Source organism: Ruegeria sp. AN11 (genome assembly GCF_056536005.1).
Window position 1 is genome coordinate 2,554,062 of sequence record NZ_JBQFJD010000001.1, and the last position, 25,062, is coordinate 2,579,123.

26 protein-coding genes are annotated in these 25,062 nt (G+C 58.9%); 12 read left to right on the forward strand and 14 right to left on the reverse strand.

The genetic code is table 11. The features are described 5' to 3' along the window. Window positions 1-3: 3 nt before the first annotated feature. Window positions 4-1,131 (reverse strand): FAD-binding protein, encoded by a 1,128-nt coding sequence (locus tag ACR3EQ_RS12635; RefSeq protein ID WP_170615568.1) that lies wholly within the window; start codon window positions 1,129-1,131, stop codon window positions 4-6. 56 nt (window positions 1,132-1,187) lie between these two features. Then, complete coding sequence (locus tag ACR3EQ_RS12640) at window positions 1,188-2,627, reverse strand: FAD-linked oxidase C-terminal domain-containing protein (RefSeq protein WP_480490822.1); 1,440 nt, start codon at window positions 2,625-2,627, stop codon at window positions 1,188-1,190. A gap of 203 nt (window positions 2,628-2,830) precedes the next feature. Between ACR3EQ_RS12640 and ACR3EQ_RS12645 the strand changes: the two genes are divergently transcribed. Next, window positions 2,831-3,178, forward strand: a complete 348-nt coding sequence (locus ACR3EQ_RS12645) for a hypothetical protein (protein WP_170615572.1) — start codon at window positions 2,831-2,833, stop codon at window positions 3,176-3,178. Between the two features lie 3 nt (window positions 3,179-3,181). On the opposite strand, the gene ACR3EQ_RS12650 is transcribed toward ACR3EQ_RS12645, so the two are convergent. The 4 genes from ACR3EQ_RS12650 to ACR3EQ_RS12665 form a co-directional block, all read right to left on the reverse strand. Then, window positions 3,182-3,667, reverse strand: a complete 486-nt coding sequence (locus tag ACR3EQ_RS12650; protein ID WP_170615574.1) for a flavodoxin family protein — start codon at window positions 3,665-3,667, stop codon at window positions 3,182-3,184. A gap of 1 nt (window position 3,668) precedes the next feature. Further along, window positions 3,669-4,139 carry a 23S rRNA (pseudouridine(1915)-N(3))-methyltransferase RlmH gene (gene rlmH / locus ACR3EQ_RS12655; RefSeq protein WP_170615576.1) on the reverse strand — a complete coding sequence of 157 codons (471 nt, stop codon included), beginning with the start codon at window positions 4,137-4,139 and terminating at the stop codon, window positions 3,669-3,671. Between the two features lie 44 nt (window positions 4,140-4,183). Continuing rightward, on the reverse strand, window positions 4,184-4,543 hold the full coding sequence (rsfS, locus tag ACR3EQ_RS12660) for a ribosome silencing factor (RefSeq protein ID WP_058276550.1): 360 nt from the start codon (window positions 4,541-4,543) through the stop codon (window positions 4,184-4,186). 165 nt (window positions 4,544-4,708) lie between these two features. Next, the gene (locus tag ACR3EQ_RS12665) at window positions 4,709-6,061 is read right to left on the reverse strand and encodes a mechanosensitive ion channel family protein (protein WP_480441685.1); all 1,353 of its coding nucleotides are present in this window, start codon (window positions 6,059-6,061) and stop codon (window positions 4,709-4,711) included. 114 nt (window positions 6,062-6,175) lie between these two features. Here ACR3EQ_RS12665 and ACR3EQ_RS12670 point away from each other — a divergent pair, with 114 nt between their 5' ends. The 6 genes from ACR3EQ_RS12670 (at window position 6,176) to ACR3EQ_RS12695 (ending at window position 11,142) form a co-directional block, all read left to right on the forward strand. After that, window positions 6,176-6,271 carry an isopropylmalate isomerase gene (locus ACR3EQ_RS12670; protein ID WP_480441683.1) on the forward strand — a complete coding sequence of 32 codons (96 nt, stop codon included), beginning with the start codon at window positions 6,176-6,178 and terminating at the stop codon, window positions 6,269-6,271. A gap of 43 nt (window positions 6,272-6,314) precedes the next feature. Continuing rightward, window positions 6,315-7,718 (forward strand): 3-isopropylmalate dehydratase large subunit, encoded by a 1,404-nt coding sequence (gene leuC, locus ACR3EQ_RS12675; RefSeq protein ID WP_170615578.1) that lies wholly within the window; start codon window positions 6,315-6,317, stop codon window positions 7,716-7,718. A gap of 38 nt (window positions 7,719-7,756) precedes the next feature. After that, window positions 7,757-8,308, forward strand: coding sequence for a DUF308 domain-containing protein (locus ACR3EQ_RS12680; RefSeq protein ID WP_170615580.1), 552 nt, complete (start codon window positions 7,757-7,759; stop codon window positions 8,306-8,308). A 42-nt stretch (window positions 8,309-8,350) separates the two neighbouring features. Further along, window positions 8,351-8,956, forward strand: coding sequence for a 3-isopropylmalate dehydratase small subunit (leuD, locus tag ACR3EQ_RS12685; RefSeq protein ID WP_170615582.1), 606 nt, complete (start codon window positions 8,351-8,353; stop codon window positions 8,954-8,956). Window positions 8,957-9,286: 330 nt separating this feature from the next. Further along, window positions 9,287-10,117, forward strand: coding sequence for a hypothetical protein (locus ACR3EQ_RS12690; protein WP_170615584.1), 831 nt, complete (start codon window positions 9,287-9,289; stop codon window positions 10,115-10,117). Continuing rightward, a complete protein-coding gene (locus ACR3EQ_RS12695) occupies window positions 10,114-11,142 on the forward strand; it encodes an endonuclease/exonuclease/phosphatase family protein (protein WP_480490825.1) in 1,029 nt (342 codons plus the stop codon). The genes ACR3EQ_RS12690 and ACR3EQ_RS12695 overlap by 4 nt, the downstream gene beginning before the upstream one ends. Before the next feature lie 12 nt (window positions 11,143-11,154). Here ACR3EQ_RS12695 and ACR3EQ_RS12700 read toward each other — a convergent pair whose 3' ends face one another. Further along, window positions 11,155-12,054, reverse strand: coding sequence for a Rossmann-fold NAD(P)-binding domain-containing protein (locus tag ACR3EQ_RS12700; RefSeq protein ID WP_480490827.1), 900 nt, complete (start codon window positions 12,052-12,054; stop codon window positions 11,155-11,157). Window positions 12,055-12,137: 83 nt separating this feature from the next. On the opposite strand from ACR3EQ_RS12700, the gene ACR3EQ_RS12705 reads away from it, so the two are divergent. Further along, window positions 12,138-13,031 (forward strand): LysR family transcriptional regulator, encoded by an 894-nt coding sequence (locus ACR3EQ_RS12705; RefSeq protein ID WP_480490829.1) that lies wholly within the window; start codon window positions 12,138-12,140, stop codon window positions 13,029-13,031. A 4-nt stretch (window positions 13,032-13,035) separates the two neighbouring features. Here ACR3EQ_RS12705 and ACR3EQ_RS12710 read toward each other — a convergent pair whose 3' ends face one another. Beyond that, on the reverse strand, window positions 13,036-13,563 hold the full coding sequence (locus tag ACR3EQ_RS12710) for a redoxin domain-containing protein (protein WP_480490831.1): 528 nt from the start codon (window positions 13,561-13,563) through the stop codon (window positions 13,036-13,038). 91 nt (window positions 13,564-13,654) lie between these two features. Between ACR3EQ_RS12710 and leuB the strand changes: the two genes are divergently transcribed. Continuing rightward, window positions 13,655-14,758: a 3-isopropylmalate dehydrogenase gene (gene leuB / locus ACR3EQ_RS12715; RefSeq protein WP_170615594.1), complete on the forward strand. Its 1,104-nt coding sequence runs from the start codon at window positions 13,655-13,657 to the stop codon at window positions 14,756-14,758. A gap of 53 nt (window positions 14,759-14,811) precedes the next feature. On the opposite strand, the gene ACR3EQ_RS12720 is transcribed toward leuB, so the two are convergent. After that, entirely contained in the window at window positions 14,812-16,995 is a 2,184-nt protein-coding gene (locus tag ACR3EQ_RS12720) for a PBP1A family penicillin-binding protein (RefSeq protein ID WP_170615597.1), read from the reverse strand. A 258-nt stretch (window positions 16,996-17,253) separates the two neighbouring features. Between ACR3EQ_RS12720 and ACR3EQ_RS12725 the strand changes: the two genes are divergently transcribed. Together ACR3EQ_RS12725 and ACR3EQ_RS12730 are read left to right on the forward strand one after the other, a co-directional pair. Beyond that, window positions 17,254-17,592, forward strand: coding sequence for a P-II family nitrogen regulator (locus ACR3EQ_RS12725; RefSeq protein WP_170615599.1), 339 nt, complete (start codon window positions 17,254-17,256; stop codon window positions 17,590-17,592). Window positions 17,593-17,626: 34 nt separating this feature from the next. Further along, entirely contained in the window at window positions 17,627-18,952 is a 1,326-nt protein-coding gene (locus tag ACR3EQ_RS12730; protein ID WP_170615601.1) for an ammonium transporter, read from the forward strand. Between the two features lie 67 nt (window positions 18,953-19,019). Here the strand turns inward: ACR3EQ_RS12730 and ACR3EQ_RS12735 are convergent, their stop codons facing one another. The 4 genes from ACR3EQ_RS12735 to ACR3EQ_RS12750 form a co-directional block, all read right to left on the reverse strand. Continuing rightward, on the reverse strand, window positions 19,020-20,204 hold the full coding sequence (locus ACR3EQ_RS12735; protein ID WP_170615603.1) for an amino acid aminotransferase: 1,185 nt from the start codon (window positions 20,202-20,204) through the stop codon (window positions 19,020-19,022). Then, entirely contained in the window at window positions 20,204-21,058 is an 855-nt protein-coding gene (gene sseA, locus ACR3EQ_RS12740) for a 3-mercaptopyruvate sulfurtransferase (RefSeq protein ID WP_480490835.1), read from the reverse strand. The genes ACR3EQ_RS12735 and sseA overlap by 1 nt, the downstream gene beginning before the upstream one ends. Before the next feature lie 70 nt (window positions 21,059-21,128). Beyond that, window positions 21,129-21,401: a CBU_0592 family membrane protein gene (locus ACR3EQ_RS12745; protein WP_170615607.1), complete on the reverse strand. Its 273-nt coding sequence runs from the start codon at window positions 21,399-21,401 to the stop codon at window positions 21,129-21,131. Then, window positions 21,401-21,961: an XRE family transcriptional regulator gene (locus ACR3EQ_RS12750; protein ID WP_170619584.1), complete on the reverse strand. Its 561-nt coding sequence runs from the start codon at window positions 21,959-21,961 to the stop codon at window positions 21,401-21,403. Before ACR3EQ_RS12750 ends, ACR3EQ_RS12745 begins: the two co-directional genes overlap by 1 nt. 107 nt (window positions 21,962-22,068) lie before the next feature. Between ACR3EQ_RS12750 and ilvD the strand changes: the two genes are divergently transcribed. Further along, window positions 22,069-23,901 carry a dihydroxy-acid dehydratase gene (gene ilvD / locus ACR3EQ_RS12755; protein WP_170615611.1) on the forward strand — a complete coding sequence of 611 codons (1,833 nt, stop codon included), beginning with the start codon at window positions 22,069-22,071 and terminating at the stop codon, window positions 23,899-23,901. A 203-nt stretch (window positions 23,902-24,104) separates the two neighbouring features. Here the strand turns inward: ilvD and ACR3EQ_RS12760 are convergent, their stop codons facing one another. Beyond that, the gene (locus tag ACR3EQ_RS12760) at window positions 24,105-24,923 is read right to left on the reverse strand and encodes a sulfotransferase family protein (protein ID WP_170615613.1); all 819 of its coding nucleotides are present in this window, start codon (window positions 24,921-24,923) and stop codon (window positions 24,105-24,107) included. Between the last annotated feature and the right edge of the window lie 139 nt (window positions 24,924-25,062).

The following is a 25,062-nucleotide window of genomic DNA, read 5'->3' on the forward strand; positions in this document are numbered from 1 at the left end:
ACCCTACCCCATCAGGCCCGGATTGAATAAACCCTTCGGGTCAAACCGCTGTCGCAATCCCTGCGTCAGCGCGGCCACCCCTGCAGGTTCGGGCTGAAAACGACCAAACCGTGCGATTTCAGCATCGTTGCCCCGAACAAGCGTGGAATGCCCCGGAACCTCGGCCAGCGCGGCCCGAAGATCGACCCCTTCGGGCGCAAGCGTCCAGATCAGCCCTCCGCCCCAATCCAGAAGATGAGTGCAGCCCGGCTGGTCTACGACGCGCAGCATGTCTGTCGGCTTGACGGACGTTTTCCAGACATTTCCCGCAGTGTCTGCGAAGGGCTCGACATCACGAACAGCCTTCCAGATCGCCTCGTTTTCCGCAGCGTCGGTCACTATTCGGTCGGGCTTTTGATGGTTGAACATTTCTGCCAGTTTGCCAACCCGATACGCAACTGAATCGCTGAACCCTTCAATACGAATGACCGTCTCGGACGTTGTTTGTTTCATCTGTGATCCGCCCGGCAGTCGCGCGGCACCCGTGACTTCGAAAGGGGACGCCAGCGCCTCGCTGAACAGTTTCAGGGATTGTGACCAGTCGCACCCGCTCCACACCAGAGTTGCCGAACTTTCCGAGCGCGGCAAAACTTTCAGCGAGACCTCGGTCAACACGCCAAGCGTCCCCCACGACCCGGCCAACAGCTTGACCAGATCGTATCCGGTAACGTTTTTCATCACCCGGCCACCGTTTCGGATCACTTGCCCCAAACCGCCGACATAGCGCACGCCCAAAAGAAAGTCCCGACACGCCCCCGCCTGCACGCGGCGCGGCCCCGAGACATTGGCAGAAACCACGCCCCCTATTGTCGGCTCGCCTGTTGTGCCCATCAGCGCGCGATGATCCATCGGCTCGAACGCAAGCCTCTGGCCTTCGGCATCAAGCGCGGCATTGATATCCGCTACCGAAGTTCCGGCCCGGGCGACCAATGTCAGCGCACCAGGCTCATAGAGGGTGATCCCGCGCAATCCTGTCACACTCAGGTCCGCATCCGGCCCGGTCACACCTCGGGTACCTCCCCCGGCAATTCGCACCGGCTGCGCCAGCCCGGCTACCATTTCGGCCAGTTCGGCCTCTGTTTCAGGTCTCATGTCTCTTCTTCTGTTCCAAAATCCTCGGGGCGATCGCGTGACGAGGGCAGTGCCCCCTACTCCGCAGCAATTCGGCGCGTCGCCGAAACATCCAGTGGAAACACTTTGGCCGGGTTCAGCAGCCAGTTCGGATCGAACACATCCTTGACCGCCATCTGCGCTTCAAGATCCTGCGCCCCGTACTGATGCTTCATCAGATCGCGCTTTTCGATTCCGACCCCGTGTTCGCCGGTCAGACATCCCCCGACATCGACGCATAGCTTCAGTATTTCGGCACCGAACGCTTCGCATTTCTCAAGATCGCCCGGTTTGTTGGCATCGAACAGGATCAGCGGATGCATGTTGCCGTCGCCTGCATGAAACACGTTGCCGACAGGCAGTCCGAATTCCTCACTCATCTCGCCGATACGTCGCAGCACTTTTGGAAGCGATGAAACCGGGATCGTGCCGTCGAGACACATATAATCGTTCATCTGCCCCATCGCGCCAAAGGCCGATTTGCGCCCCAGCCAAATTCGGGCGCTTTCCTCGGCGGACTGGCTTTCGCGCAGTTCGACCGGGTTGTGACGTTTGGCGATCTCGACGATCTTCGACAACTGGCTGTCGATCTCGGCCTCGGATCCTTCGACCTCGACAATCAGCAGGGCTTCGCAATCCGGATACCCGGCTTTGGCAAAGTTCTCACAGGCCTGAATGCACAGACGGTCCATGAATTCGATTGCCACCGGCAGAATGCCTGACTTTATTATGTCGGACACGCACTGCCCGGCGACTTCGTTATCGTCAAAACCCATCAGAACAGGCCGGGCGCCTTCCGGTTTGCGCAGGATGCGCAGCGTTGCCTCGGTCACGACACCCAATTGCCCTTCCGAGCCGCAGATGACGCCAAGCAGGTCCAGTCCGTCTGAATCCAGATGCGCCCCGCCGATTTCGACCACGCTGCCGTCCATCATTACCATCTTCACGCCCAGCAGGTTGTTGGTCGTCACCCCATATTTCAGGCAATGCGCCCCACCCGAATTCATTGCGATATTACCGGCAATCGCGCAGGCCAGTTGCGATGAGGGGTCCGGGGCATAGAAGAAATCATTGTCTTCGACTGCACCGGTAACACTCAGGTTCGTTCGGCCCGTCTGCACCCGGATGAAACGGTTGTCGTAGTCTACCTCCAGCACATCGTTCATACGTGCGACGCCCAGAATGACACAGTCGGCGGTTGGCAGGGCGCCTCCGGCCAGAGACGTCCCCGCACCACGCGGCACAACCGGCACGCCTTCCTGATGGCAAATACGCAGAACCTCCGAAACCTCTTGCGTGGTAGATGGCAGAACCACCAGCATCGGAGGGCACCTGTATGCCGTCAGGGCGTCGCATTCATAGGCCCGGGTTTCAGCCTGATCGTGAATGATCGCATCGCTTGGCAAAACCTGTTGCAGGCGCATTGTGATCCTGTGCTTTCGTGAAATCACGTCCGGATCAGGCAGTGGCATTTCCATGGCGAACCCTCCCTTTTGGTAAAATAATATTACCAAAAGGGAGGGCTGACAAGCATTCATCTGGTGGCCGCTTCGGCCCCACATGATCAGTACCGTCCAAACGCACGGTCACACCGATCAGCTCTTCACATTGCACTGACAACCGGTCAGACAGACACACAGACGTGATTAACAATCCGCTTACAAAACCGTAGCTTCGGACCATGCGATACCTGATTCTCAACCTTCTCCTTGCTGCGCCAGCCCTCGCCGACCCGCCCGTGATCGAAAATGTCTCGACCAGCAGCAACGGGGATACGTGGCGGTTTGATGTCACCATCCGTCACCCTGACACCGGCTGGGATCACTACGCGGATGGTTGGCGTATTCTCAACATGAACGGCGAACAGATTGGTATTCGCGTTCTGCACCATCCACACGAGACCGAGCAGCCTTTCACGCGATCCCTGAGCGGCATCACGATACCGGCGGGCACGTCGCAGGTTCAGGTGCAGGCCCGTTGCAGCGTGGACGGCTGGAACGCCGAGACGACAATCGTCCAGTTGAAGTGACGATCAGAACACACCCAGACTGAGGCCGGCGGCCATGGCTGCCCCAACTTCGGAGCATTTGTCCAGTTGGTCGGCCGGGATGGTCTTTTCGGCCAGTATAGCCTCGGACGTCTGGGCATGGGTGCAAACAATCAAAGGGGGCTGCACCTCTTTCAATCGCCATCCCGTCGCGATCCTTGCGATCTGACGGGCGGCATTTTGGCCATCTGACCCGGCGCATATCATTTGTGCATACGGACGGCCTTCGATTTTTCCCAAAACCGGATAGTAGCTGCGGTCGAAGAATTCTTTCATCTGACCCGAAATCGCCGCCAGATTCTCGGGTCCGCAGAAGATGTATCCATCGGCGCGCAGCAGGTCCTCGGGCTCAGCCTGACAGGCGGTTTTCAACACCACATCTGCCTCAGCCCGCCCCGCCTCTGCCGCAGCCTCGGCCATCTGGCGGCTACCACCGGTGCGTGAATGATAGATGATCAGAAGCTGTGCCATGTCAGACCCGGTGATAGGGGCCGCCCGACAGAATAGTTGCGGCCCGGTAGAGTTGTTCGGCCAACATCACACGGACCAACATGTGAGGCCAGACCATCGACCCAAAGGAAATGGAAAAGTCGGCCTCGGCGCGCAGACCCGGATCTATTCCGTCCGCCCCGCCAATGATCAGCGCCAGATCCTGTCGCCCGGTATCCCGCCAGTTGCCCAGCTTCCGCGCAAAATCGGGAGAGGACAACACCTGTCCCCGCTCATCCATTGTACAGATTACAGCCCCTTTGGGCAGTGCCTTGCGCAGAAGCGCGCCCTCGGCGCCCATACCGGCGTTTTTCTTATCTTCAACCTCGATCACCCGCGCAGGACCAAGGCCCAGCGCACGGCCGGTCCGGTCAAATCGGGTAAGATAATCGTCAAGCAGGGTCTTCTCCGGTCCGGCGCGCAATCGCCCGACCGCAACTATGCTGATACGCATGTCTCTCTAGCCTCCGGCCAGTTAATGCAGGCCGGGATGGCGCCTCAGTTCGCCGAGGCGCTGCCGCCCTGAGGCAGCCACATCTTTTCCAGCTGGTAGAATTCACGCACTTCGGGACGGAAGATATGGACGATCACGTCGCCCGTATCGATCAGCACCCAGTCGCCGGCATCCTTGCCTTCGACCTTCGAGGTGAAACCGAATTCCTGCTTGATGCGATCCGTCAGCTTTTCCGCCATGGCCGAGACCTGACGGGTCGACCGACCCGAGGCAATCACCATGTGATCCGCAACCGACGATTTGCCCTGCAGGTTGATCTGCACGACGTCTTCGGCCTTGTCATCGGAAAGTGAGGAAAGGATGCGTTCAAGCAGCTTGTCGCTGATTGACTGAGAGTGGGCCATTACGCTGGCACCATCATCGGCGGGCAAACCCGCCTGTGTATGTAGAGACAGGACATAGTCCTCCTTTGCTGCGCGCCGCCAAAACCCCGGCGCTGGGGTACTATTAAGGTAACAAGGGGAATGCAACATTTCAATGAATGGGCGATTTCAGGGCGCCTGGCCCTTTCACTCTCTCGAGAGTTGTTGCGCGTCTGCGTCGTCGGGAAGCAGGCGAACCTCACGCTGCGGGAAGGGTATTGTTATTCCCTCATCCTTGAACGCGTCCCACAGCGCCAGGTAGACATTGCCCCGGATATTCGTCAGCCCCTTGGTCGGGTCGCTGATCCAGAACCGCAACACGTAGTCCACGCTGCTGTCGCCGAAACCGGTGATGTGGCAGACAGGTTCGTGCGAGCCGCCGCTCAGCACCCGGGCCACCGTTTTAACGGACCGGATGGCCGTGGCACGTACCTTGTGTGGGTCATCGCCATAGCTGGTGCCGAACTTCAGATCCAGCCGAACGAACTTGTCAGAATGCGACCAGTTCACCACCTGATTGGTGATCAGATCCTCATTCGGGATCAGATATTCGCGCCCATCTCGAGTGACGACCGAAACATAACGCGCGCCCAGCGCATTGATCCAGCCGAACGTGTCGCCCAGCGATATGACATCGCCGGGTTTGATCGACCGGTCCATCAGGATGATGATCCCGGAAATCAAGTTCGACACCACTTTCTGAAGCCCGAAACCGATGCCGACACCGATCGCACCGGACAACAGCGCGATCCCCGTCAGGTCGAAGCCAAGCGTGCGGATCGCGGCCATGAAAACCGCGCCGTAAAGCAGCACCTGAATGCCCTTGGCCAGCAACACCTGCATCGAGGGCGTAATGTCGTCGTTGCTTTTCAGCCCGCGCTCGGCCGCGCGCGTTCCAAGCCGGGCCAGCGTCAGCAGGATGCCGATCAGCAGGACAGCCTTGATGATCCCAAGCGCCGAGATATGCAGATCGCCGATGGAAATCGCCACCCCGTCCAGGAACCCGGCCACATCATCGGTCAACCCCAGGGCAATCAGCGTTGCATAGACCCACATGGACCACTTGAATATCTGCCGCAGCGTTCGGTTCCGCACCAGCCGCGAGACCAGCGCGATGGCCAGCCAGGCCAGGCCCAATGTGGCAAAAACACCGATGATGTAACTGCGCGAGGGCCATGTCGCCTGCTGCATCCCCCAATAAAGTCCCCAGGACAGCAGCGTGAAATATACGAGCGTCAGGCGCCGCATCAGTTGGACCAGAATGCGCAGTCGCCATTTCGGCCAGCCGGAGCGCGCGCGGGCCCAGGCCTCCCACCGGCTCTGTGTCAGCAGTTTCAGCAGGAACGCCAACAACCACACGAACAGGATGATGACGAGTTGGTACTGCCTCCAGCCCGGCGTGACGATCAATTCGATCAGATTTTCAAGCTGTTCTGAAAAAGCCGCCGTCATGTTCGCGTAAAGCTCGGACAGCGTTTCCGGTAGCAAATCCTGGTTCATGCCCGCCAGATTGGCGATCTGTGCGAGGCGATGCAAGCCCGCACGCGAACTGCACCGGTATTGAACCTTGATTGACGTGAGTGGCCGTTATATCTGAACCGCATGAGACTCAATGTGGCCCAACTTCAGAATCTGGAAGACCGCGCGCGTCTGCGTGAACGGTTCTACGGGGCTGCCCGCACGGTCCTGGCGCGCCTATCGGCCGCCTGAGCCAACTCGCCAGCTATTTCTCATTACTTACGGGAGAGGACCGATGTCCCCCAAGACACTCTATGACAAGATCTGGGATGCCCATGTCGCGCACGAAGCCGATGATGGCACCTGCCTGCTGTATATCGACCGCCACCTGGTGCACGAAGTCACCAGCCCGCAGGCGTTCGAAGGCCTGCGCATGGCGGGCCGCAAGGTGCGCGCGCCAGAAAAGACCATTGCCGTGCCGGATCACAACGTTCCCACCACGCCGGATCGCGTAAACGGGATCGAAAACCCGGAATCGCGCATTCAGGTCGAAGCGCTGGACAAGAACGCCAAGGATTTCGGCATTCACTACTACCCGGTGAATGACGTTCGTCAGGGCATCGTGCACATCGTTGGCCCGGAACAGGGCTGGACCCTGCCCGGAATGACCGTCGTCTGTGGCGACAGCCACACCGCCACCCACGGCGCGTTTGGCGCCTTGGCCCACGGCATCGGCACGTCTGAGGTCGAGCATGTTCTGGCCACGCAGACGCTGATCCAGAAGAAATCCAAGAACATGAAGGTGGAAATCACTGGCAAACTGCAACCAGGAGTGACCGCGAAAGACATCACCCTGGCCGTGATCGGTGAGACCGGCACCGCCGGCGGCACCGGCTATGTCATTGAATATTGCGGCGAAGCGATCCGTGATCTGTCGATGGAAGGCCGCATGACCGTCTGCAACATGGCGATCGAAGGCGGTGCCCGCGCAGGCCTGATCGCACCTGATGAGACCACCTTTGTATATGTCAAAGGCCGCCCGCACGCCCCGAAAGGCGCGCAGTGGGAAGCCGCGATGGACTGGTGGAGGACGCTCTACACCGATGAAGGTGCGCATTTCGACAAGGTCGTCACCCTGCGTGGCGAAGACATCGCGCCGGTCGTGACCTGGGGCACCAGCCCCGAGGACGTTCTGCCGATCACCGCAACAGTGCCCCACCCCGAGGATTTTGAAGGCGGCAAGGTCGATGCAGCACGTCGTTCGATCGAGTACATGGGCCTGACAGCCGGTCAGAAACTGAGCGATGTGGAAATCGACACCGTCTTCATCGGCTCGTGCACCAATGGCCGAATCGAAGATCTGCGGGCCGCCGCCGCGATCCTGAAAGGCAAGAAGATCAAGGACGGCATGCGCGCGATGGTCGTGCCCGGCTCGGGTCTGGTCCGTGCTCAGGCCGAGGAAGAAGGTCTGGCAGACATCTTCAAAGAGGCCGGTTTCGAATGGCGTCTGGCGGGATGCTCAATGTGTCTGGCGATGAACCCCGATCAGTTGCAGCCGGGCGAGCGCTGTGCCGCGACCTCGAACCGCAATTTCGAGGGTCGTCAGGGCCGGGGCGGACGCACCCATCTGCTGAGCCCGGCAATGGCTGCCGCAGCGGCAATCACAGGACGGCTGACAGACGTCCGTGAACTGATGTAAGCTACCCTCATATCTAGATATTTGAGGGAGAGACTGAAATGAGTGATTGGGTCAAATGGCTCCTGCTGGGGCTGCTGTCCATAGCGTTCGGCGTCTTTGTGCTGGGCGCGCCTTATGTGGCGTCAATTGCCGTCACACTGGTTACGGGTGTGCTGTTGCTGATCTCCGGCGTACTGCAGGTTGCCGGGGGGTTTTCGGTTGAAGGAACGGGTAACAAAATCCTGTCCTTCATCATGGGGGCCGTGATGTTGTTCCTGGGTTGGTCCTTCCTGGACAACCCGCTGGAAGGTACGCTGACGCTGGCAACGGTTGTTCTGATCCTGTTCATGGCAGGCGGGATTGCCCGAATCATCCTTTCAGTTCAGATGCGCGGAACGTCATTTTTCTGGCCGACCCTGATTTCGGGGATCTTGTCGATCATCCTGGCAGGCATCATCTGGTCTTATGCGGCTGCGGAACCAACGGTTCTGCTGCGGTTGCTGGGCATCCTGCTTGGCATCGAGATGCTGTTCAACGGGTTCGGTCTGGTCTTCATGGCGCTCTTCGTCAAAGGCGCACCAAACGAAACGACAGAAGCGAAAGAAGCTTAAACGCGGGGCATGGGCGCGGCCCTCTCCCGCAGGAGTGTGAACATGGAAAAGTTTGAAAAAGTCCACGGGGTGGCCGCCCCAATGCCGCTGATCAATATCGACACCGATATGATCATTCCGAAAGTACATCTGAAAACCATCAAACGGTCCGGCCTTGGCGTCGTGCTGTTTGACGAGATGCGTTATCACGATCATGGCGGCGAGAACGAAGATTTCGTCCTGAACAAGCCCGCCTACCGCAACACCGAGATTCTGGTGGCCGGTGACAATTTCGGCTGCGGCTCGTCGCGGGAACACGCGCCCTGGGCGATCAAGGATTTCGGCATCAAGGTCGTGATCTCGACCAGCTTCGCCGACATCTTCTTCAACAACTGCTTCAAGAACGGCATCCTGCCTATCGTGGTCGAGGCAGAGCATCACGCGATCCTGATGGAAGATGCACACAAGGGCGAAAACGCCCGCATGACCGTGCATCTGGAAGATCAGCAGATCACCACCTCGGACGGCGTTGTCATCGAGTTCGAAATTGACCCGCACCGCAAGCATTGCCTGCTGAACGGTCTGGACGATATCGGCCTGACGATGGAAAAAGACCATCACATCGACAGATTCGAGGAACATGCCAGCCAGTCCCGCCCCTGGGTCTGATTCTGGAAACGAATCTGGGGATACTCAACCTGACGGGGTCGCCAAGGCGGCCCCGCTCGCATTCTTGGGGTTGAAAACTCGCGGCCCACAACATGTAGGTATAAATTTGACATACACGTCGGATTTGCGTCAAAAATGATGCAATCCCGCACCAGTTGCGCCATCATTTTGCCTGAAAGCACGTGTTTTCTGCCCCTTGGCTTGAGCTGATTGACCGGTTTTGTTCATCTTGCATCAAAACAGGCATTCGCCGATGACTCACTCGGCAGGCACAAGTTGGAATGAAGTCGGCACAGAACTGACTAGTCCAGTTTGAAAGGGTTCGGAATATTGATTGCGCGCACAACCGGGGCGGCGATACGTGGAATACTGGTGGCACTGATGGTGCTTACCCCTGCGTTATATCTGCCGATATCTTCGACGAACGGAACCGAGATTGTCGTCTTTCTCGCGATCCTCGCGTTTTTCCTGACCTTTGCAGAATACAACTCTGCCTTCCCCAGTTTCATTGAATTCCGTGATGCACCGCCGGTAAACCGGCTGCGCTTTGTCGGATTGCTGTCGATGGTCACGTTTCTGACGCTGATCTGCAAAAACATGTACGCCCCGACCGAGCTGACACGCGCGGTCTATTCCATGGGCCTCGCTGTAGCCAACGTGGCTGACTTTCCATATTCACCGGTTCGGCTGATCGTTCTGATGCTTCCTGCTGACGCCGGGCAGTCGATGATCGAACTGGTACGGGCAACCGCCAGTGTGGCCTATGTCGCGGCCCTGGTGACAATTGCAAGCTTTGCTTATGCCGTGAAGCTGCGCGGCTGGCCGACAGGAAACGGCGCGTTCAATGTCTGGACCAATCTGCCGCTGTTCGACCCGACCAAGGGCGGTGACGTCGTCACCCGCCTGCAGCGCGATGGCCGTCTGAATATCTCGATCGGTATCCTTCTGCCGTTCCTGATTCCCGCGCTGATCAAGCTATTGACCGATTTTGCCAATCCCATCTCGCTCAGCAATCCGCAGACGCTGATCTGGACCATGTGTGCGTGGGCCTTTCTGCCCGCCAGCATGATCATGCGGGGGATGGCGACCCTGCGCATCGCCGGGCTGATCGTCGAAAAGCGCCGCGCATACTCCACAGCCGAGTCAACGCAGACTGCATGATCCGCGCCCTTGTCCTGTTGTTGCTGCCCTTCGCAGCGCAGGCAGAGACGGTACGCGTCGCGACTTTCAACACAGAACTCAGCCGGGAAGGTCCGGGCCTTTTGCTGCGCGACATAAAGCGAGGTGACGATCAGGTTCAGGCAGTGGTCGAGGTTCTGGGCGCGGTTCGCCCCGACATCGTGGCTTTGCAAGGTATCGACTGGGATCTGGACGGCCTGACCCTTACTGCGTTCACCGAACAATTGCGCATCCAAGGCCTCGACTACCCCCATAGTTATTCGGTACTGCCCAATTCCGGACTGGAAACGGAGTTCGATCTGGATGGAGATGGCGAAACGCAAGGACCCGGCGATGCACAAGGCTGGGGGCGTTTCACGGGGCACGGGGGGCTCGCAGTCTTGTCACGATACAAGATCATTCAGTCCGAGACGCTGGATTTCTCCGCGCTGCTATGGCGCGATCTGCCGGGGGCGCAACTGCCACAGCAGGCAGAAAGGCCATTTCCCTCAGCTCAGGCGCAAGACGTGCAACGCCTGTCATCGACCGGTCATTGGATCGTGCCAGTCGACACCCCGATCGGCAAACTGCGCCTTTTCACGTTTCATGCCACGCCACCTGTCTTCGACGGCCCTGAAGACCGCAACGGATTGCGCAACCGCGATGAGCTTCGGTTCTGGTCACTGCTTCTGGACGGGCATTTGGGACCGGCACCGACCGCCCCGTTTGTCATTGCCGGGGACGCCAATCTTGACCCCGAAGGTGGCGAGGGTCATCGCGACGAAATCCGGAAACTGCTGGCCGATCCACGCTTGCAGGACCCGATCCCTCGCAATGGTGAGGGTGACACCAACACAGTTCGCTGGAAAGGGGTCGGCGAACTGCGGGTAGACTATGTGTTGCCATCCTCGGATCTGACGGTTGCAGGGACGGGGATGTTCTGGCCACCAGAAGACTCGGCCCTTCGCAAAACCGCAGAACGCGCCAGCAGGCACAGGTTGGTCTGGGTCGACCTGACTGCACCCTGAGGCGTGCGCCCGTCAGGCGCCGACTGCGTGCGATGACGGGGATTGCGATACACGAAACTCTGGCGATGCATTACGCAATGCAACATCCAGATCAGTTTGCGGAATCCGCCCAAGCAAGTCGCGCAGCGCAGATCCATCCAGACTGTGCGGCACATTCCAAAGATACCGCATCTCAATCAGATGCGGCGCCAGCCGCCAGAACGGGCGGGCCAAATATATGGGCCACCACCGCATCGGCTTCACAAGGACCTGAGTTCCGGTCACACGCGACAGTGCCTTCGCCAGTTCCGAACCGGTCAGCGTATACCCCTTAAAGGACACATCACAGAACCTGGGCAGGCTGGCCCTGCGTTTCGCCAGCTCTACCGCGGTTCTTGCAAGATCCGGCAGATAGGCCCAGGAATGCGGAATGTCCGGATCACCCGGATAGGTGATCCAACCCCTTTGCAATGGCTTGGCAATAACCTGATCGAACCAGTTTCCGGAGGCACAGGTATCTATGAAATCACCTGCCCGCAGGATGATCGTGCGAACCTGCGAGAAACGGTAAGCGTCTTCCATCTCGGCCCGAATACGACCCAAGGGGTTCGTTGCCCCATGCGGTGTGTCCGCAGACCATGGCCCTGGCGCGTTGGCGTCAAAAACATAGACGTTTCCGGGCACGACAACTGTGGCGCCTGTTTCCGTTGCGGCGGAAATCACCTGTTTGTGCAGTTTTGGAACCTGTCTTTCCCAATCCGGATATTGCGGGTTCCACGCGTTGACGATCACATCCACGCCTTGGGCTTCCGCCTGCAAACTCTGCGTTTTGCGGTCGAAGGTGCGGACCTGCCAGCCCGCATCTTGAAACGCTGCCTTTGCATTTCGGCCGAACCGGCCTGTGGACCCCAGTATGAGAACGGTATTTGTCATGGCTTCCTCCTGTCAGAGCCAAGATATCCATTCACATCACATGGGGAATTGCCGAAAACAACAGATCATGTATTCATCAGTGAATGGATAAATCCCTCACCCACTCAGACTGGTCGCTGATTCAAAGCTTTTTGTCAGTGGCGGAAACCGGCTCTCTCTCGGCTGCGGCGCGTCAGCTCAATCGCAGTCAGCCAACGCTCGGGCGGCAGATTCAGACCCTGGAAGCCGATTTGAGTGTATCCCTGTTCGAGCGGCATGCAAGAGGCCTGCGCCTCAGCGATGCAGGTGCACAGCTTTTGCCGATGGCCCAGCAGATGCATGCGGCCATGAATGCCTTCAATCTGACTGCGGCCGGGCAATCGACGCAATTGGAAGGGTCGGTCCGCATTACGGCTTCGGTCTTTGCCTCGCATCACCTTCTGCCGCCAATCCTGGCCCAGATCCGCATACAGGAACCGTCCATACAGCTTGAGCTGGTTGCCACGGACACCAGCGAAAACCTGCTGTATCGCGAGGCAGACATCGCCGTGCGCATGTACAGGCCCGAACAGGTGGACATTGTATCCCGCTATCTCGGGGACGTGCCGCTTTGTTTCTGTGCTGCCCGCTCGTATCTGGATCGGGCTGGCCGCCCTCAAACCCCCGAGGACCTGTTCCGGCATGATCTGGTAGGATTTGACGCCAACGAACAGATCATCACCGAGATGCGCAACAAGGGTTGGCCCGCCAATCGGGACAACTTTGCCACAAGATGCGATCTGCAAAGCGCCTATTGGGAATTGATCCGCGCCGGCTGCGGCATCGGTTTCAGCCAGGTGCAGGTGGCTGAAGCGGATCCGGATGTCGAGATTCTGCCGCTGGACGTGGAGATTCCGGTATTGCCGGTGTGGCTGGCCGCCCCTCAGGCGATGCGACAGACACCGCGCATTCGCAGGGTCTGGGACCTGTTGGCCGAAGGTTTGCGGGCCAGCCTGTAAGCGATCAGAGCGCCCCTGTGTAGGTACCGCGCGGCGGATAGCTGTTGTCGAGCGCGTATTTGATACCGCCTTTCATGTCCGAAACCGACGGCCGGCCAAATGGGGTCGATTGCAGCCATGCGAAATACAGCGTCCGGTCCGGGGCAATATAGAAATGCCCGGGCTCGGCGAAAAATGCGGCCTCGGCGGTGCCTTCCCGCCCTTTGGACATATACAAACCCCAGTCATCTCGTGCCGCAGGCAGCGGCAGACTGTGCCCGACCCTCAGCCGCGACGTGCCCGCTTTTCCAACAGTTTCAGCCGCCCGCTCGGCCGTGTCTGTGCTCAGCATGATCACTTCGACACCAAGCGCGGCGAAGTCATCCAGCGCAGCTTCCACCTCGCCCATCTGCCGGATACAGATCGGGCAATGCAAACCGCGATACTGAATCACCAGTGTCCCGTTTTCGCCCTTGTCGGCATCCAGATCGAACGTTCCGTGCCCCACGGTCTGGATTTTCAGTTCAGGAACGGCGTTTCCCGGTATCAACATGTGTTTTCCTTCTGATTTGACGGGTTCGTCTCATTGACCCGATGCGGCGCAAACGCTAGGGCCATTGCGACAAAACGCAAGGAGACCCTTCATGTCCAACCCCTCGCTCCTCATCCTGCCCGGAGACGGAATTGGCCCGGAAGTTATGGCCGAAGTGCGCAGAATCATCGACTGGTTCGGCGAAAACCGCGGCCTTCACTTTGACGTGAGCGAGGATCTGGTCGGCGGCGCGGCCTATGATGCGCACGGCAAGCCCCTGTCGGATGAGACTATGGCCAAGGCGCAGGAGGTCGACGCGGTTCTTCTGGGTGCCGTGGGTGGTCCGAAATACGATGATCTGGACTTCAGCCTGAAACCCGAACGCGGTCTGCTGCGCCTGCGCAAGGAGATGGACCTGTATTCCAACCTGCGCCCGGCACAATGCTTTGACGCATTGGCGGATTTCTCATCGCTGAAAAAGGACGTGGTCGCAGGCCTCGACATCATGATCGTGCGCGAGCTGACCTCGGGCGTCTACTTCGGCGAGCCGCGCGGCATCTTCGAAGAAGGCAACGAGCGTGTGGGCATCAACACCCAGCGCTACACCGAATCCGAGATCGAACGGGCCGCACGTTCGGCCTTTGAACTGGCCATGCGCCGGAACAAGAAACTGTGCTCGATGGAGAAAGCCAACGTGATGGAATCGGGCATTCTGTGGCGCGAGGTTGTTACTCGCGTCGGCCAGGAATACCCCGAAGTCGAACTGAGCCATATGTATGCCGATAACGGTGCGATGCAGTTGGTTCGCGCACCCAAGCAGTTCGATGTAATCGTCACCGACAACCTGTTCGGCGACGTGCTGTCCGATTGCGCCGCGATGCTGACCGGTTCGCTGGGGATGCTGCCGTCGGCCAGCCTTGGCGCGCCGATGGCGAATGGCCGCCCCAAGGCGATGTATGAACCAGTGCATGGGTCAGCCCCGGACATCACCGGTCAGGGCAAAGCCAACCCGATTGCCTGTATCCTCAGCTTTGCCATGGCGCTGCGCTACAGCTTTGATCAGGGCGCCGAGGCCGACCGCCTTGAAGCCGCGATCGAGAAAGTTCTGGCCGACGGCGTGCGCACAGCCGATCTGCTGGCCGAAAAAGGGGTCGAGCCGGTCTCGACCACCGAAATGGGCGACGCCATTCTGGCCGCGCTGGACGCCAGCGTCTGAAAAACACCGAAGGCGGCGCGCAGGTCGCTGCCTTCCCCTTTTTTTGGCGCGGGTCAGTTCCCGCCAAAAATATCCTTCAGCAAGTTATCCACCGCTTTGGCAAAACCACCGGGTTTGCGTTTAGGATTTCTGGGTTTTGCCACCTGCTTGGGTTGCTCCGGCAGCATCATCGGCAATGGCGTGGGCGTCATCCCCTCGGTCACGCGCAGCATGGTTTCCCTCCATATCTCTGCGGGCAGACCGCCACCTGTCACTCCGGACAACGGCGTGTTGTCGTCATAACCCATCCAGACACCCGCCACATAGTCCGCCGTAAAGCCAATGAACCACGCATCGCGGGCCGCCTGCGTCGTGCCGGTCTTTCCTGCCACCTGCCAACCCGGCAGCTTCGCGCGTTGGCCGGTGCCTTCGGAAACGACACGCTCCATCATCCAGGTCAGTTGCCGGGCCGCGTCATCGCGGATCACACGTTCACCAATCCCTGTCGTCGTTACCATCACCGGCGTTTCATCACCCAGAAGCTTGAGTTCCGTCAGACCGTACGGTTCAACCGCTGAGCCACCGTTCAGGATGCCGGCATATGCTCCCGTCATCTCGATCAGCGTGCTTTCCGACGCGCCCAGCGCCAGTGCGGGGCCCTGCGCAAGATCGCTGGCGATACCGAAACCGCTGGCAACCGTGCGAACGTTTTCCAGCCCGGAAATCTCGGCGACTTTCACTGCTGGTATATTCAAGGAGTTCTTAAGCGCATCCGCCAGCGTGACCCGGCCATAATACTTCTTGGTATAGTTCTTGGGGCACCATTGCCCGGAACCGGGAATGTCGATGCAGTAGGGCTCGTCCACGACGATATCCAACGGGGAATACCCCAGTTCCAGCGCCGTAGCATAAACGAAGGGCTTGAACGAGGAACCGGTCTGGCGCAGCGCCTGGGTCGCCCGGTTGAACGCGCCCGATACACGGGTCTTGCGACCACCGACCATCGCGCGCACGGCGCCATCAGCGGACATCACAACGATCGCGGCTTGCGCCTTGGACCCGTCGCGCACTTTTTCCTGAAAAATGTACTGCAGCGCCTCTTCAGCCGATTTCTGCAGGCGCTGATCCAGGGTGGTGCGGATTACCACGTCCTCGGTCGTATTGCGCGTAAAGAACTCGGGCCCGCTGGCCATGACCCAGTCGGCGAAGTACCCGCCTGCCCGCGCGGCGGCGGCTTCGGAAAGCTCTGCCGGGTTATTTCGCGCTGCTGATGCCTGAGAGGCTGTCAGGTAGCCCTGCGCCTCCATCAACCCGACCACAAGCCGTGCCCGGTCCTGCGAGCGTTGGAGATCGTTGGTGGGTGCAAACCGCGTCGGGGCGACCAGCAACCCGGCCAGCATCGCAGCCTGGGACGGATTGACCTCGGCCGCCGATATCCCGAAGTACCGCTGACTTGCGGCCTCAAACCCGCGCGCACCGGCGCCAAGGAAAGCGCGGTTCAGATAAATCGTGAGAATCTCATCCTTGGAGTATTTGACCTCCATCGCCATCGCGTAGATGGCTTCCTTGGCCTTGCGCCAGAGTGACCCCTGCCGGCAATCAGCTTCATATGCGGCCTCTGATTCCCATTCGCTTGGCACATAAGGCACACCCAGACACAACAGCTTGGCCGTCTGCTGCGTGATGGTCGACCCACCGTGGCCCGACAAGGGACCGCGCCCTTCACTCAGATTGATGCGAACCGCGCTGGCCACACCCCGTGGGCTGACACCGAAATGGCGATAGAACCGCTTGTCCTCGGTCGCCACAACGGCGTTTTTGAGATGGGGCGAGACAGTGCTGGCCGTTATCACCCCGCCAAACTGATCACCGCGCCAGGCAAAGACTTTGCCGTTGCGATCCAGCAGCGTGACCGAACCACGCGCACGACCGTCCAGCAGCGCATCAACATCCGGAAGCGTAGAATAGACCACGCCGACGGCCAACATCAGCAACAGCCCGACGATTGCGCCGACACGCCACGTCAGCCCCCAGAGCAGGCGGAAAACCCACCGGAACATGCGACGGAACACGCCGCCGCCACCGCCGCCGGTGCGACGCGTTTTCTTTCGCCCAGTCCTGCGCATCGCCGTCTTTCGGGCGTTTGATTTCTTGCCAGCGGGTTTTGCAGCCCGCTTGGTCGCCGTGGGCTTGCGGCCCTTCGACGGATACCTTTTTTCTGCGACCAGTGGCGGCTTTCGGCGCTTGGACTCAGTCATGCTCAAACTCTGCCCGATTGTGCTTTTGCGTCACCTTACCTTGGCAACGCGGTCATGTAGAGGTGTGAAATTCCGGTAATTTCCCTCTCAGATTCGCTTAAAATTTAAACATGTCGGAAATTTTGTGCAAAAAATGTGCAACTTTGCCCTGATTTCCCTCGCGTCCGGGCTGTCAGACCGTTTCCTATGACGCCCGCTCAGGCTCTTTTTCTGCAGGTGCAAACAAACCGGCCTGCCCGGGAAGCAGAGGGGAAAGACGTGAAACTGATCATTGCGACAATCAAGCCGTTCAAGCTTGAGGAGGTGCGCGAGGCACTGACCGAAGCGGGCGTGCGCGGCATGATGGTAACCGAGATCAAGGGCTTTGGTTCGCAGTCGGGCCACACGGAAATCTATCGCGGCGCCGAGTACGCGGTGAACTTCGTGCCCAAGATCAAACTGGAAATCGTGGTTCCCGCCACGATGACCGACCAGATCGTCGAAACCATCACCAAAACAGCCAAAACCGGCAAGATCGGCGATGGCAAGGTTTTCGTCCTCGATGTCGAGCAGGCCCTGCGCGTGCGGACCGGGGAAACCAACGAAGAGGCGCTGTAAGGCGTCCCCACTCATAGTCATTCGAGGAAGTCACATGAACCTGATGAAATCTCTCATCCCTGCTGCCGCGCTTGTCGTGCTGCCGCAGATGGGCCTTGCGCAAGAGGCCGCCGCTGGCGAGACCGCGCAGCACACGCAATACATCCTGACCTCGCTGCTGTTTCTGGTTGGCGGGTTCCTGGTGTTCTGGATGGCCGCTGGCTTTGCCATGCTCGAGGCCGGTCTGGTGCGCTCCAAGAACGTGGCGATGCAGCTGATCAAGAACATGGGCCTGTTTTCGTTTGCCGCCATCATGTACTGGCTGGTCGGCTTCAACCTGATGTATCCGGGTGATGGCTGGATGATCCCTGGCTTCCTGGGCGCAATCGCACCCACATCGCTAGAACCCGTCGGTCTTGCCGGAGTGGAAACCGACCTGTCCTATGCCTCCGTCGGTTCGGACTTCTTCTTCCAGCTGATGTTCTGCGCCACCACTGCGTCGATTGTCTCGGGCACCATGGCGGAACGTGTCAAACTGTGGCCGTTCTTCGCCTTTGTGATCGTGCTGACCGGCATCATCTACCCGATCGAAGCATCCTGGCAGTGGGGCGGCGGTTGGCTGTCCGAGATGGGCTTCAGTGACTTCGCTGGCTCGACTCTGGTCCATGCCGCAGGTGGCTTCGCGGCGCTGGCAGGCGCCATCGTGCTGGGCCCGCGTATCGGCAAGTACAACAAGGACGGCAAGGTTGTTCCGATCCCCGGTTCGAACCTGGCGCTGGCAACTTTGGGCACGTTCATCCTTTGGCTGGGTTGGTTCGGCTTCAACGGCGGCTCGCAGCTGGCAATGGGCACCATCGGAGACATGGCCGACATCAGCCGCATCTTTGCCAACACCAACATGGCTGCTGCAGCGGGTGCCGTCGCCACGCTGATCCTGACGCAACTGATGTATGGCAAGGTCGATCTGACGATGGTACTGAACGGCGCGCTGGCTGGTCTGGTGTCGATCACCGCCGAACCGCTGGCCCCGTCGCTGTTCCAGGCGCTGATCATCGGCGCAATCGGTGGCGTCATCGTCGTCCTGACCGTCCCGATGCTGGACCGCATGAAGATCGACGACGTGGTCGGCGCTATCCCGGTTCACCTGATCGCAGGTTTCTGGGGTACGTTCATCGTGGCATGGACCAACAGTGACGCCAGCTTTGTGACCCAGATCATCGGCTTTGCCGCCATCGGCATCTTCGTCTTCGTGGTCAGCTATGTCCTCTTCTCGGTTCTCAAGGCCACGGTCGGCCTGCGGGTTGGCGAAGAAGAAGAGATCAACGGGCTCGACATGGGCGAGCTGGGTATGGAAGCCTATCCGGAATTCTCCAAGGGCTAAACCTTAAGAAAAAACAAAAAAACCCGGGCAGTTCTGCCCGGGTTTTTCTTATTCAAAGCAAGCGAACTCAAGCTCCAACGTCGACAATCGCCTTGGCCAGAATCGGCACGGTTGTTGCATTCAGTCCTGCGATATTCAGACGGCTGTCACCAACCATGTAGATTCCATGGTCGGTCCGCAGTTTTTCAACCAGTTCCGGCGAGGCGCCGAGGCGCGAGAACATGCCGCGGTGCTGAGCGATGAAACCGAACCGGTCCGATCCGCTCAGGCGTTGCAGCTCGTCCGCCAGTTGCTTGCGCAATCCCAGCATGGACAAACGGGTTTCTTCCAGTTCGGCCTGCCATTCAGCACGCAGCGCTTCGTCCATCAGGATGGTCGTCACAACCCGCGCACCGTGATCGGGCGGGAAGGAATAGTTCTGGCGATTCAGGAAGGCCAGAGTGGCTTGGTTCAAAGCCGTCTGCCCCGCGTCCGCGCTGACGGCCATCAACAGGCCGGTACGCTCGCGATAGACACCGAAGTTCTTGGAACAGGACGCCGCGATCAGGCATTCCTTGACCGATGACGCCACCAACCGGACCGCCTGCGCGTCTTCTTCCAGACCGTCGCCAAACCCCTGGTAAGCAATGTCGATCATCGCCACCAAACCACGCTCGTTGATCAGGTTTACGACGTCCTGCCACTGCACCATGTTCAGATTGGCGCCGGTCGGGTTGTGGCAGCAACCATGCAGCAGAACGACGTCGCCCGCATTGGCGGTTTTCAGATCCTCGATCATGCCGTCGAAATCAACGCCGCGGGTATCGCCGTCGAAATATCGATACTGAACCGTCTCCATGCCCAGATAATTCAGAATGGACAGGTGGTTCGGCCATGTCGGGTTCGACACGAAGACGCACGCCGAGGGGTTGGCCATGCGGATCAATTCGAACGCCTGTCGGCAGGCACCGGTCCCGCCAGGGGTCGCAACAGCTGCAATGTTTCCCCGCGGTACGGACGTGCCCAAGATCAGGCCGATCATCACATCTGCAAAGGCCGGATCGCCGGCCAGCCCTGTATAGGCTTTGGATTCCTGCTTTTCCAGTATGCGCTGCTCGGCCGCCTTGACCGAGCGCATCACCGGCGTCACACCCTCGGCATTTTTGTAGACGCCCACGCCCAGATCAATCTTCTGATCACGCGGGTCCTCGCGGTACATCTGCATCAGCATCAGGATTTTATCCGCAGGCTGCGGCTTGAGGAATTCGAACATCAGTTCTCTCCGGTTGCGACGGGAAGGGTCGGGAAGGCGCCCCATTCAGCCCAGGAGCCGTCATAAAGCGAGTGATCTTTCTTGCCCATGCGTTCAAGCGCAAGGCTGAGGATTGCAGCGGTAACGCCAGATCCGCAGGACGTGATCGCCGGTTTCGACAGATCAACGCCGGCAGCCTCGAAAACGGCACGGCAATCTTGGGGCGATTTCATTGTGCCATTGGCGTTCAACAACTGGCCAAACGGGACATTGCGCGATCCTGGAATATGCCCCGAACGCAGGCCTTCCCGCGGCTCGACCTCAGTTCCGGCGAAACGGGCGGCAGAACGGGCATCAATGATCTCGTGATCTGCCAGTTTCGCTGCCGCAGACACTTGCGTGACGTCCCGAACCAGATGGTTCTGCACCCGGACTGTCATGTGGCGGTCGCGGATGACGGGCGGCAGATCCTCGAGCTCGCGCCCTTCCGCGTTCCATTTCGGCAATCCCCCATCCAGAATGGCGATGTTTTCCTGACCCATAAGCCGGAACAGCCACCAGACCCGGGCTGCGGACATCAGACCGGCCCCGTCGTAGACGACGACCTGATGACCATCACCCACGCCCATCGCCCGCAGGCGCGACATGAATTTCTCGACCGGAGGGGCCATGTGCGGCAGGTCCGAACGGTGGTCTGAAATCTCATCAATATCGAAGAACCGCGCCCCGGGAATGTGACCCGCGTCATATTCAGCCCGGGCATCGCGGTTTTGCGAAGGCAAATACCACGACCCGTCCAGAATCCGCAGATCCGGGTCCTTGATATGTGCGGCCAGCCATTCGGTAGATACGAGGGTTTTCGGATCGTCCTGCATCAATGCCTCCCCTGAGCGAGCTTGATTTTTCCCTATACCCGGCAGCATAGGGGTTCAAGGCTGGATAGGGCTATTCTGCCGCGCTGCGCAGGCGAAAATGCTGAATAATTCCGATGAAACTGATCAAAATCCAGAACCCTTCGATCAGCATCGAAGCCAGATTGAAATTGTGCACCAGAGAATAGACGATCAGCACCGAGCCCAGAAGGTTGATCACCGGAAAGGCCAGATCGTCGGAATTCATCATTCGCATTTGCGTTGCGAAATACGCGGCGACCACGATCAAAGCGCCAAACGAACCGATTGCATCCACGATCGTGAGGGTGTTCAGAATATCGGTCATCAATGAGCCATGCCGTTTTCAGAATTGTCAGAGAGCTGTCCGTAATGGTGCATATTCAAAAACGCAGCACCCTGCGCCCCCGCGCGATACCCATGAGGCACGTCGGCTGCAAAGCGCAATCCCTGTCCGGCATGTAAGGGCACCCATTCCTCACCACGCAGAATTTCAAGTGTTCCGCCCAGAACAAAGACTTCCTCGGTAACACCAACCGCGTGTGCAGGCGATTCGTGGCTCTGGTTCGGGTTCAGATTGACGTGGAATGTCTCAGCCCCCAATGCGGGATCGAAAGGGAACACGATCTTGACCTCTATACTGCCGGGAAACGTGACCGTCTGAAAGACGGATGGATCGCCGATCGCCGTGTCGATCAGAGCACTCAGCGGCACTTGAAACCCTTTGGCGATTTTCCAGAGCGTAGCGATCGTCGGGCTGGATTCACCGCGTTCGATCTGACCCAACATTGCTTTGCTGACGCCTGTCATTTCGGCCACTTTGGACAGGCTGAGGCCGGATGCTGCGCGCACATCCCTCAGCTTCAGTGTAATATCGTCAGAGTTCATGTCAGCGTCCCGCGAATCCTCTTGTGCGTTATAGCGCACATGTGATACGTGCGCTATAACGCACGAAACCCGATCTATGCAACCCGAGGCAACAGGGAAACAGCATCATGCCATTGTACCGATCCAGAACCTCCACTCATGGCCGCAACATGGCGGGCGCACGCGGCTTGTGGCGCGCCACTGGCATGGAGGATGACGATTTTGGCAAACCGATCATCGCCATCGTCAATTCGTTCACCCAATTCGTGCCCGGGCATGTGCACCTGAAGGATCTGGGCCAGATGGTTGCGCGCGAGGTCGAGGCCGCAGGCGGTGTTGCGAAAGAGTTCAACACCATCGCGGTAGATGACGGCATCGCAATGGGCCATGACGGCATGCTCTATTCGCTGCCCTCGCGCGAGGTGATCGCGGATTCGGTTGAATACATGGTTAACGCCCATTGTGCAGATGCGATGGTCTGCATCTCGAACTGCGACAAGATCACCCCCGGCATGCTGATGGCTGCGATGCGCCTGAACATCCCGGCGATCTTTGTCTCAGGTGGACCGATGGAGGCCGGCAAGATCGACATCGCGGATCTGGACGTCAAGAAAATCGACCTCGTGGACGCGATGGTTGCCGCCGCGGACGACAAGTACACCGACGAACAGGTTCAGCACATCGAGGAAAACGCCTGCCCGACCTGCGGGTCGTGTTCGGGCATGTTCACCGCGAACTCGATGAATTGTCTGGCCGAGGCGCTGGGTCTGGCGCTGCCGGGCAATGGCTCGACCCTGGCGACCCATGCGGATCGCAAGGATCTGTTCCTGGAAGCCGGCCGCCGCATCGTCGAGATCACCAAGCGGCATTACGATCTGGACGAGAAAGGCTTTTTGCCGCGTGAGATCGCGACCTTTGATGCGTTCGAAAATGCCATGAGCCTGGATATCGCGATGGGCGGGTCCACCAACACCGTTCTGCACCTGCTGGCCATCGCGCATGAGGGTGAGGTGCATTTCACCATGTCCGACATGGATCGCCTCAGCCGCAAGGTGCCGTGTTTGTGCAAGGTCGCGCCCAACACCGAGAATGTGCATATGGAAGACGTTCACCGCGCCGGTGGCATCTTCTCGATCCTGGGCGAGTTGAGCCGTGCAGGCCTGTTGCACGAAGAATGCAGCACGGTCCATTCCGCCACAATGGGTGAAGCGATTGCCAATTGGGACATCAAGATCGCCAACAACCCCAAGGCGCAGGAGCTGTTCAAGGCGGCCCCCGGTGGCGTGCGCACCACCCAGGCATTCAGCCAGTCGAACCGTTACAAGGAGCTGGACACCGACCGCGAAGGTGGGGTGATCCGCTCGAAAGAACATGCGTTCAGCCAGGATGGCGGTCTGGCTGTTCTGTTCGGAAACATCGCGCGCGACGGCTGCATCGTGAAAACTGCCGGGGTGGATGCAGACATCCTGAAGTTCACCGGGTCGGCCTATGTCTGCGAAAGCCAGGATCAGGCGGTGAACGATATCCTCACCGGAAAGGTCAAGGAAGGTGACGTGGTGGTCATCCGCTACGAAGGTCCGCGCGGCGGGCCGGGGATGCAGGAAATGCTCTACCCGACTTCGTATCTGAAATCCAAGGGTCTGGGTAAAGCCTGCGCCCTGTTGACAGACGGGCGCTTCTCGGGCGGCACGTCGGGGTTGTCCATCGGTCACGTCTCGCCTGAAGCCGCCGAGGGCGGCGAGATCGGCCTGGTGCAGAACGGCGATACAATCGAGATCGACATTCCAAACCGCTCCATCCATCTGGCCGTGTCGGACGAAGAACTTGCTGCCCGTCGCGAGGAACAGGACGAGAAAGGGTGGGTGCCCACGCAGCCGCGCAAGCGCAAAGTTTCAACCGCGCTGAAAGCCTACGCAAAGCTGACTACCAGTGCAGCCAAAGGGGCCGTTCGTCAGGTTTGACCCCGAAACGGACCGGTTCTTTTCGCGAAGAACCGGCGGGTCTGCCTACTTAACAAAAGCTCCCGCGCCCAATCGCACCATCGGCGTTGCCGATGCCACGTTCGGACTTGGGCCCGGCGCCGCGCATTGCGCGGCGCCGGGCCCAACCAAAGGAGGTGTTTCGCAAGAAGCGCTGACGATGGGCGGGAGCGTTTGCGGTTTTGTCAATCACCAAGTTTGGCGTGAACCTCGTCCAGATCGATTTCACCGATCGGCATCTTGTTTGCCGGGTTTTCGAAATCGTATTTGAATAGATCGAAATCCTGTTTGTAGATCTCATAAACTAGATGCATCGACAGGTCGTCGAAATAAGCCTCGACCGGATGCGCGCGCTTGGGCCCGTGTCCTTCGGATTCGTTGAACCGCGGAATATCCGACAATGCTATGGCGTGAGGGGTCTGGATGTGATCCAGAACATCCTGCATCCCGTCGTTGAAACGTTCGGTCCAGAAAATCCGGTCATACCGCCCGCCATTCACGATGAAGGTCGAGACATGCCCGGACATCGCCGACCAGTGAATGTCCGGATCCATCGGGCGCCGCCAGCGAATCGTATCACGCGCAAAAAGCAGGAACCGGCGAAAGCTGGCGATCTGGTCGAACTCTCCCTTGCCGTCGTCGCCGCCGACCTCGATGCCGTAATTGTAAACCAGCGTCGGCACAAGGTTGCCGCGATACCGTTTCCCATTGCGCTGAATGCCGCAGATCTTGTCGAAAAACGAGCTCAGAACGCGGGTGTACGGGTTGCGCACGCAGGTAAAGGAATAAGACGCATGCGAACGGACATTGCTTGAAATCGGGTCCTGACTCGGGCCAAAAGCCCATTTATGCATGCCATCTTTGGCATCATGTATGTCGCCATCAAAGAACCTGCCATGATCGGAATAATACATGATCTGTCCGATGGTCGAGCAGGCACATTTGGGCACAACACGGTAAACCATGCTTTCGCTTTCGGTCATCCAGGTGCCGGGAAAACCCATCTGCTGTGCCTCCTTATCCGATCGGGTCTCAGATTGACGCGTCGGCTTTGGACCCCAAAGAAGCAAAAAAATTCTGTTTATTCAATCGCTCATCCTCAGTATCACGGTTGCGAACAGGCAGAAACGGAAATCGCGTAAC

Excerpts from the sequence above, each read along its gene's own strand:
- ACR3EQ_RS12640 (WP_480490822.1), bottom strand. The coding sequence starts at position 2,627 with ATGGAAATGCCACTGCCTGATCCGGACGTGATTTCACGAAAGCACAGG.
- ACR3EQ_RS12735 (WP_170615603.1), bottom strand. The coding sequence starts at position 20,204 with ATGTTCGAATTCCTCAAGCCGCAGCCTGCGGATAAAATCCTGATGCTG.
- leuB (WP_170615594.1), top strand. The coding sequence starts at position 13,655 with ATGTCCAACCCCTCGCTCCTCATCCTGCCCGGAGACGGAATTGGCCCG.
- ACR3EQ_RS12760 (WP_170615613.1), bottom strand. The coding sequence starts at position 24,923 with ATGGGTTTTCCCGGCACCTGGATGACCGAAAGCGAAAGCATGGTTTAC.
- ACR3EQ_RS12695 (WP_480490825.1), top strand. The coding sequence starts at position 10,114 with ATGATCCGCGCCCTTGTCCTGTTGTTGCTGCCCTTCGCAGCGCAGGCA.
- rlmH (WP_170615576.1), bottom strand. The coding sequence starts at position 4,139 with ATGCGTATCAGCATAGTTGCGGTCGGGCGATTGCGCGCCGGACCGGAG.
- ACR3EQ_RS12710 (WP_480490831.1), bottom strand. The coding sequence starts at position 13,563 with ATGTTGATACCGGGAAACGCCGTTCCTGAACTGAAAATCCAGACCGTG.
- ACR3EQ_RS12645 (WP_170615572.1), top strand. The coding sequence starts at position 2,831 with ATGCGATACCTGATTCTCAACCTTCTCCTTGCTGCGCCAGCCCTCGCC.
- rsfS (WP_058276550.1), bottom strand. The coding sequence starts at position 4,543 with ATGGCCCACTCTCAGTCAATCAGCGACAAGCTGCTTGAACGCATCCTT.
- ACR3EQ_RS12750 (WP_170619584.1), bottom strand. The coding sequence starts at position 21,961 with ATGAACTCTGACGATATTACACTGAAGCTGAGGGATGTGCGCGCAGCA.
- ACR3EQ_RS12720 (WP_170615597.1), bottom strand. The coding sequence starts at position 16,995 with ATGACTGAGTCCAAGCGCCGAAAGCCGCCACTGGTCGCAGAAAAAAGG.
- leuD (WP_170615582.1), top strand. The coding sequence starts at position 8,351 with ATGGAAAAGTTTGAAAAAGTCCACGGGGTGGCCGCCCCAATGCCGCTG.
- ACR3EQ_RS12665 (WP_480441685.1), bottom strand. The coding sequence starts at position 6,061 with ATGAACCAGGATTTGCTACCGGAAACGCTGTCCGAGCTTTACGCGAAC.
- sseA (WP_480490835.1), bottom strand. The coding sequence starts at position 21,058 with ATGCAGGACGATCCGAAAACCCTCGTATCTACCGAATGGCTGGCCGCA.
- ACR3EQ_RS12635 (WP_170615568.1), bottom strand. The coding sequence starts at position 1,131 with ATGAGACCTGAAACAGAGGCCGAACTGGCCGAAATGGTAGCCGGGCTG.
- ACR3EQ_RS12745 (WP_170615607.1), bottom strand. The coding sequence starts at position 21,401 with ATGACCGATATTCTGAACACCCTCACGATCGTGGATGCAATCGGTTCG.
- ACR3EQ_RS12730 (WP_170615601.1), top strand. The coding sequence starts at position 17,627 with ATGAACCTGATGAAATCTCTCATCCCTGCTGCCGCGCTTGTCGTGCTG.
- ACR3EQ_RS12705 (WP_480490829.1), top strand. The coding sequence starts at position 12,138 with ATGGATAAATCCCTCACCCACTCAGACTGGTCGCTGATTCAAAGCTTT.
- ACR3EQ_RS12680 (WP_170615580.1), top strand. The coding sequence starts at position 7,757 with ATGAGTGATTGGGTCAAATGGCTCCTGCTGGGGCTGCTGTCCATAGCG.
- ilvD (WP_170615611.1), top strand. The coding sequence starts at position 22,069 with ATGCCATTGTACCGATCCAGAACCTCCACTCATGGCCGCAACATGGCG.
- ACR3EQ_RS12650 (WP_170615574.1), bottom strand. The coding sequence starts at position 3,667 with ATGGCACAGCTTCTGATCATCTATCATTCACGCACCGGTGGTAGCCGC.
- leuC (WP_170615578.1), top strand. The coding sequence starts at position 6,315 with ATGTCCCCCAAGACACTCTATGACAAGATCTGGGATGCCCATGTCGCG.
- ACR3EQ_RS12700 (WP_480490827.1), bottom strand. The coding sequence starts at position 12,054 with ATGACAAATACCGTTCTCATACTGGGGTCCACAGGCCGGTTCGGCCGA.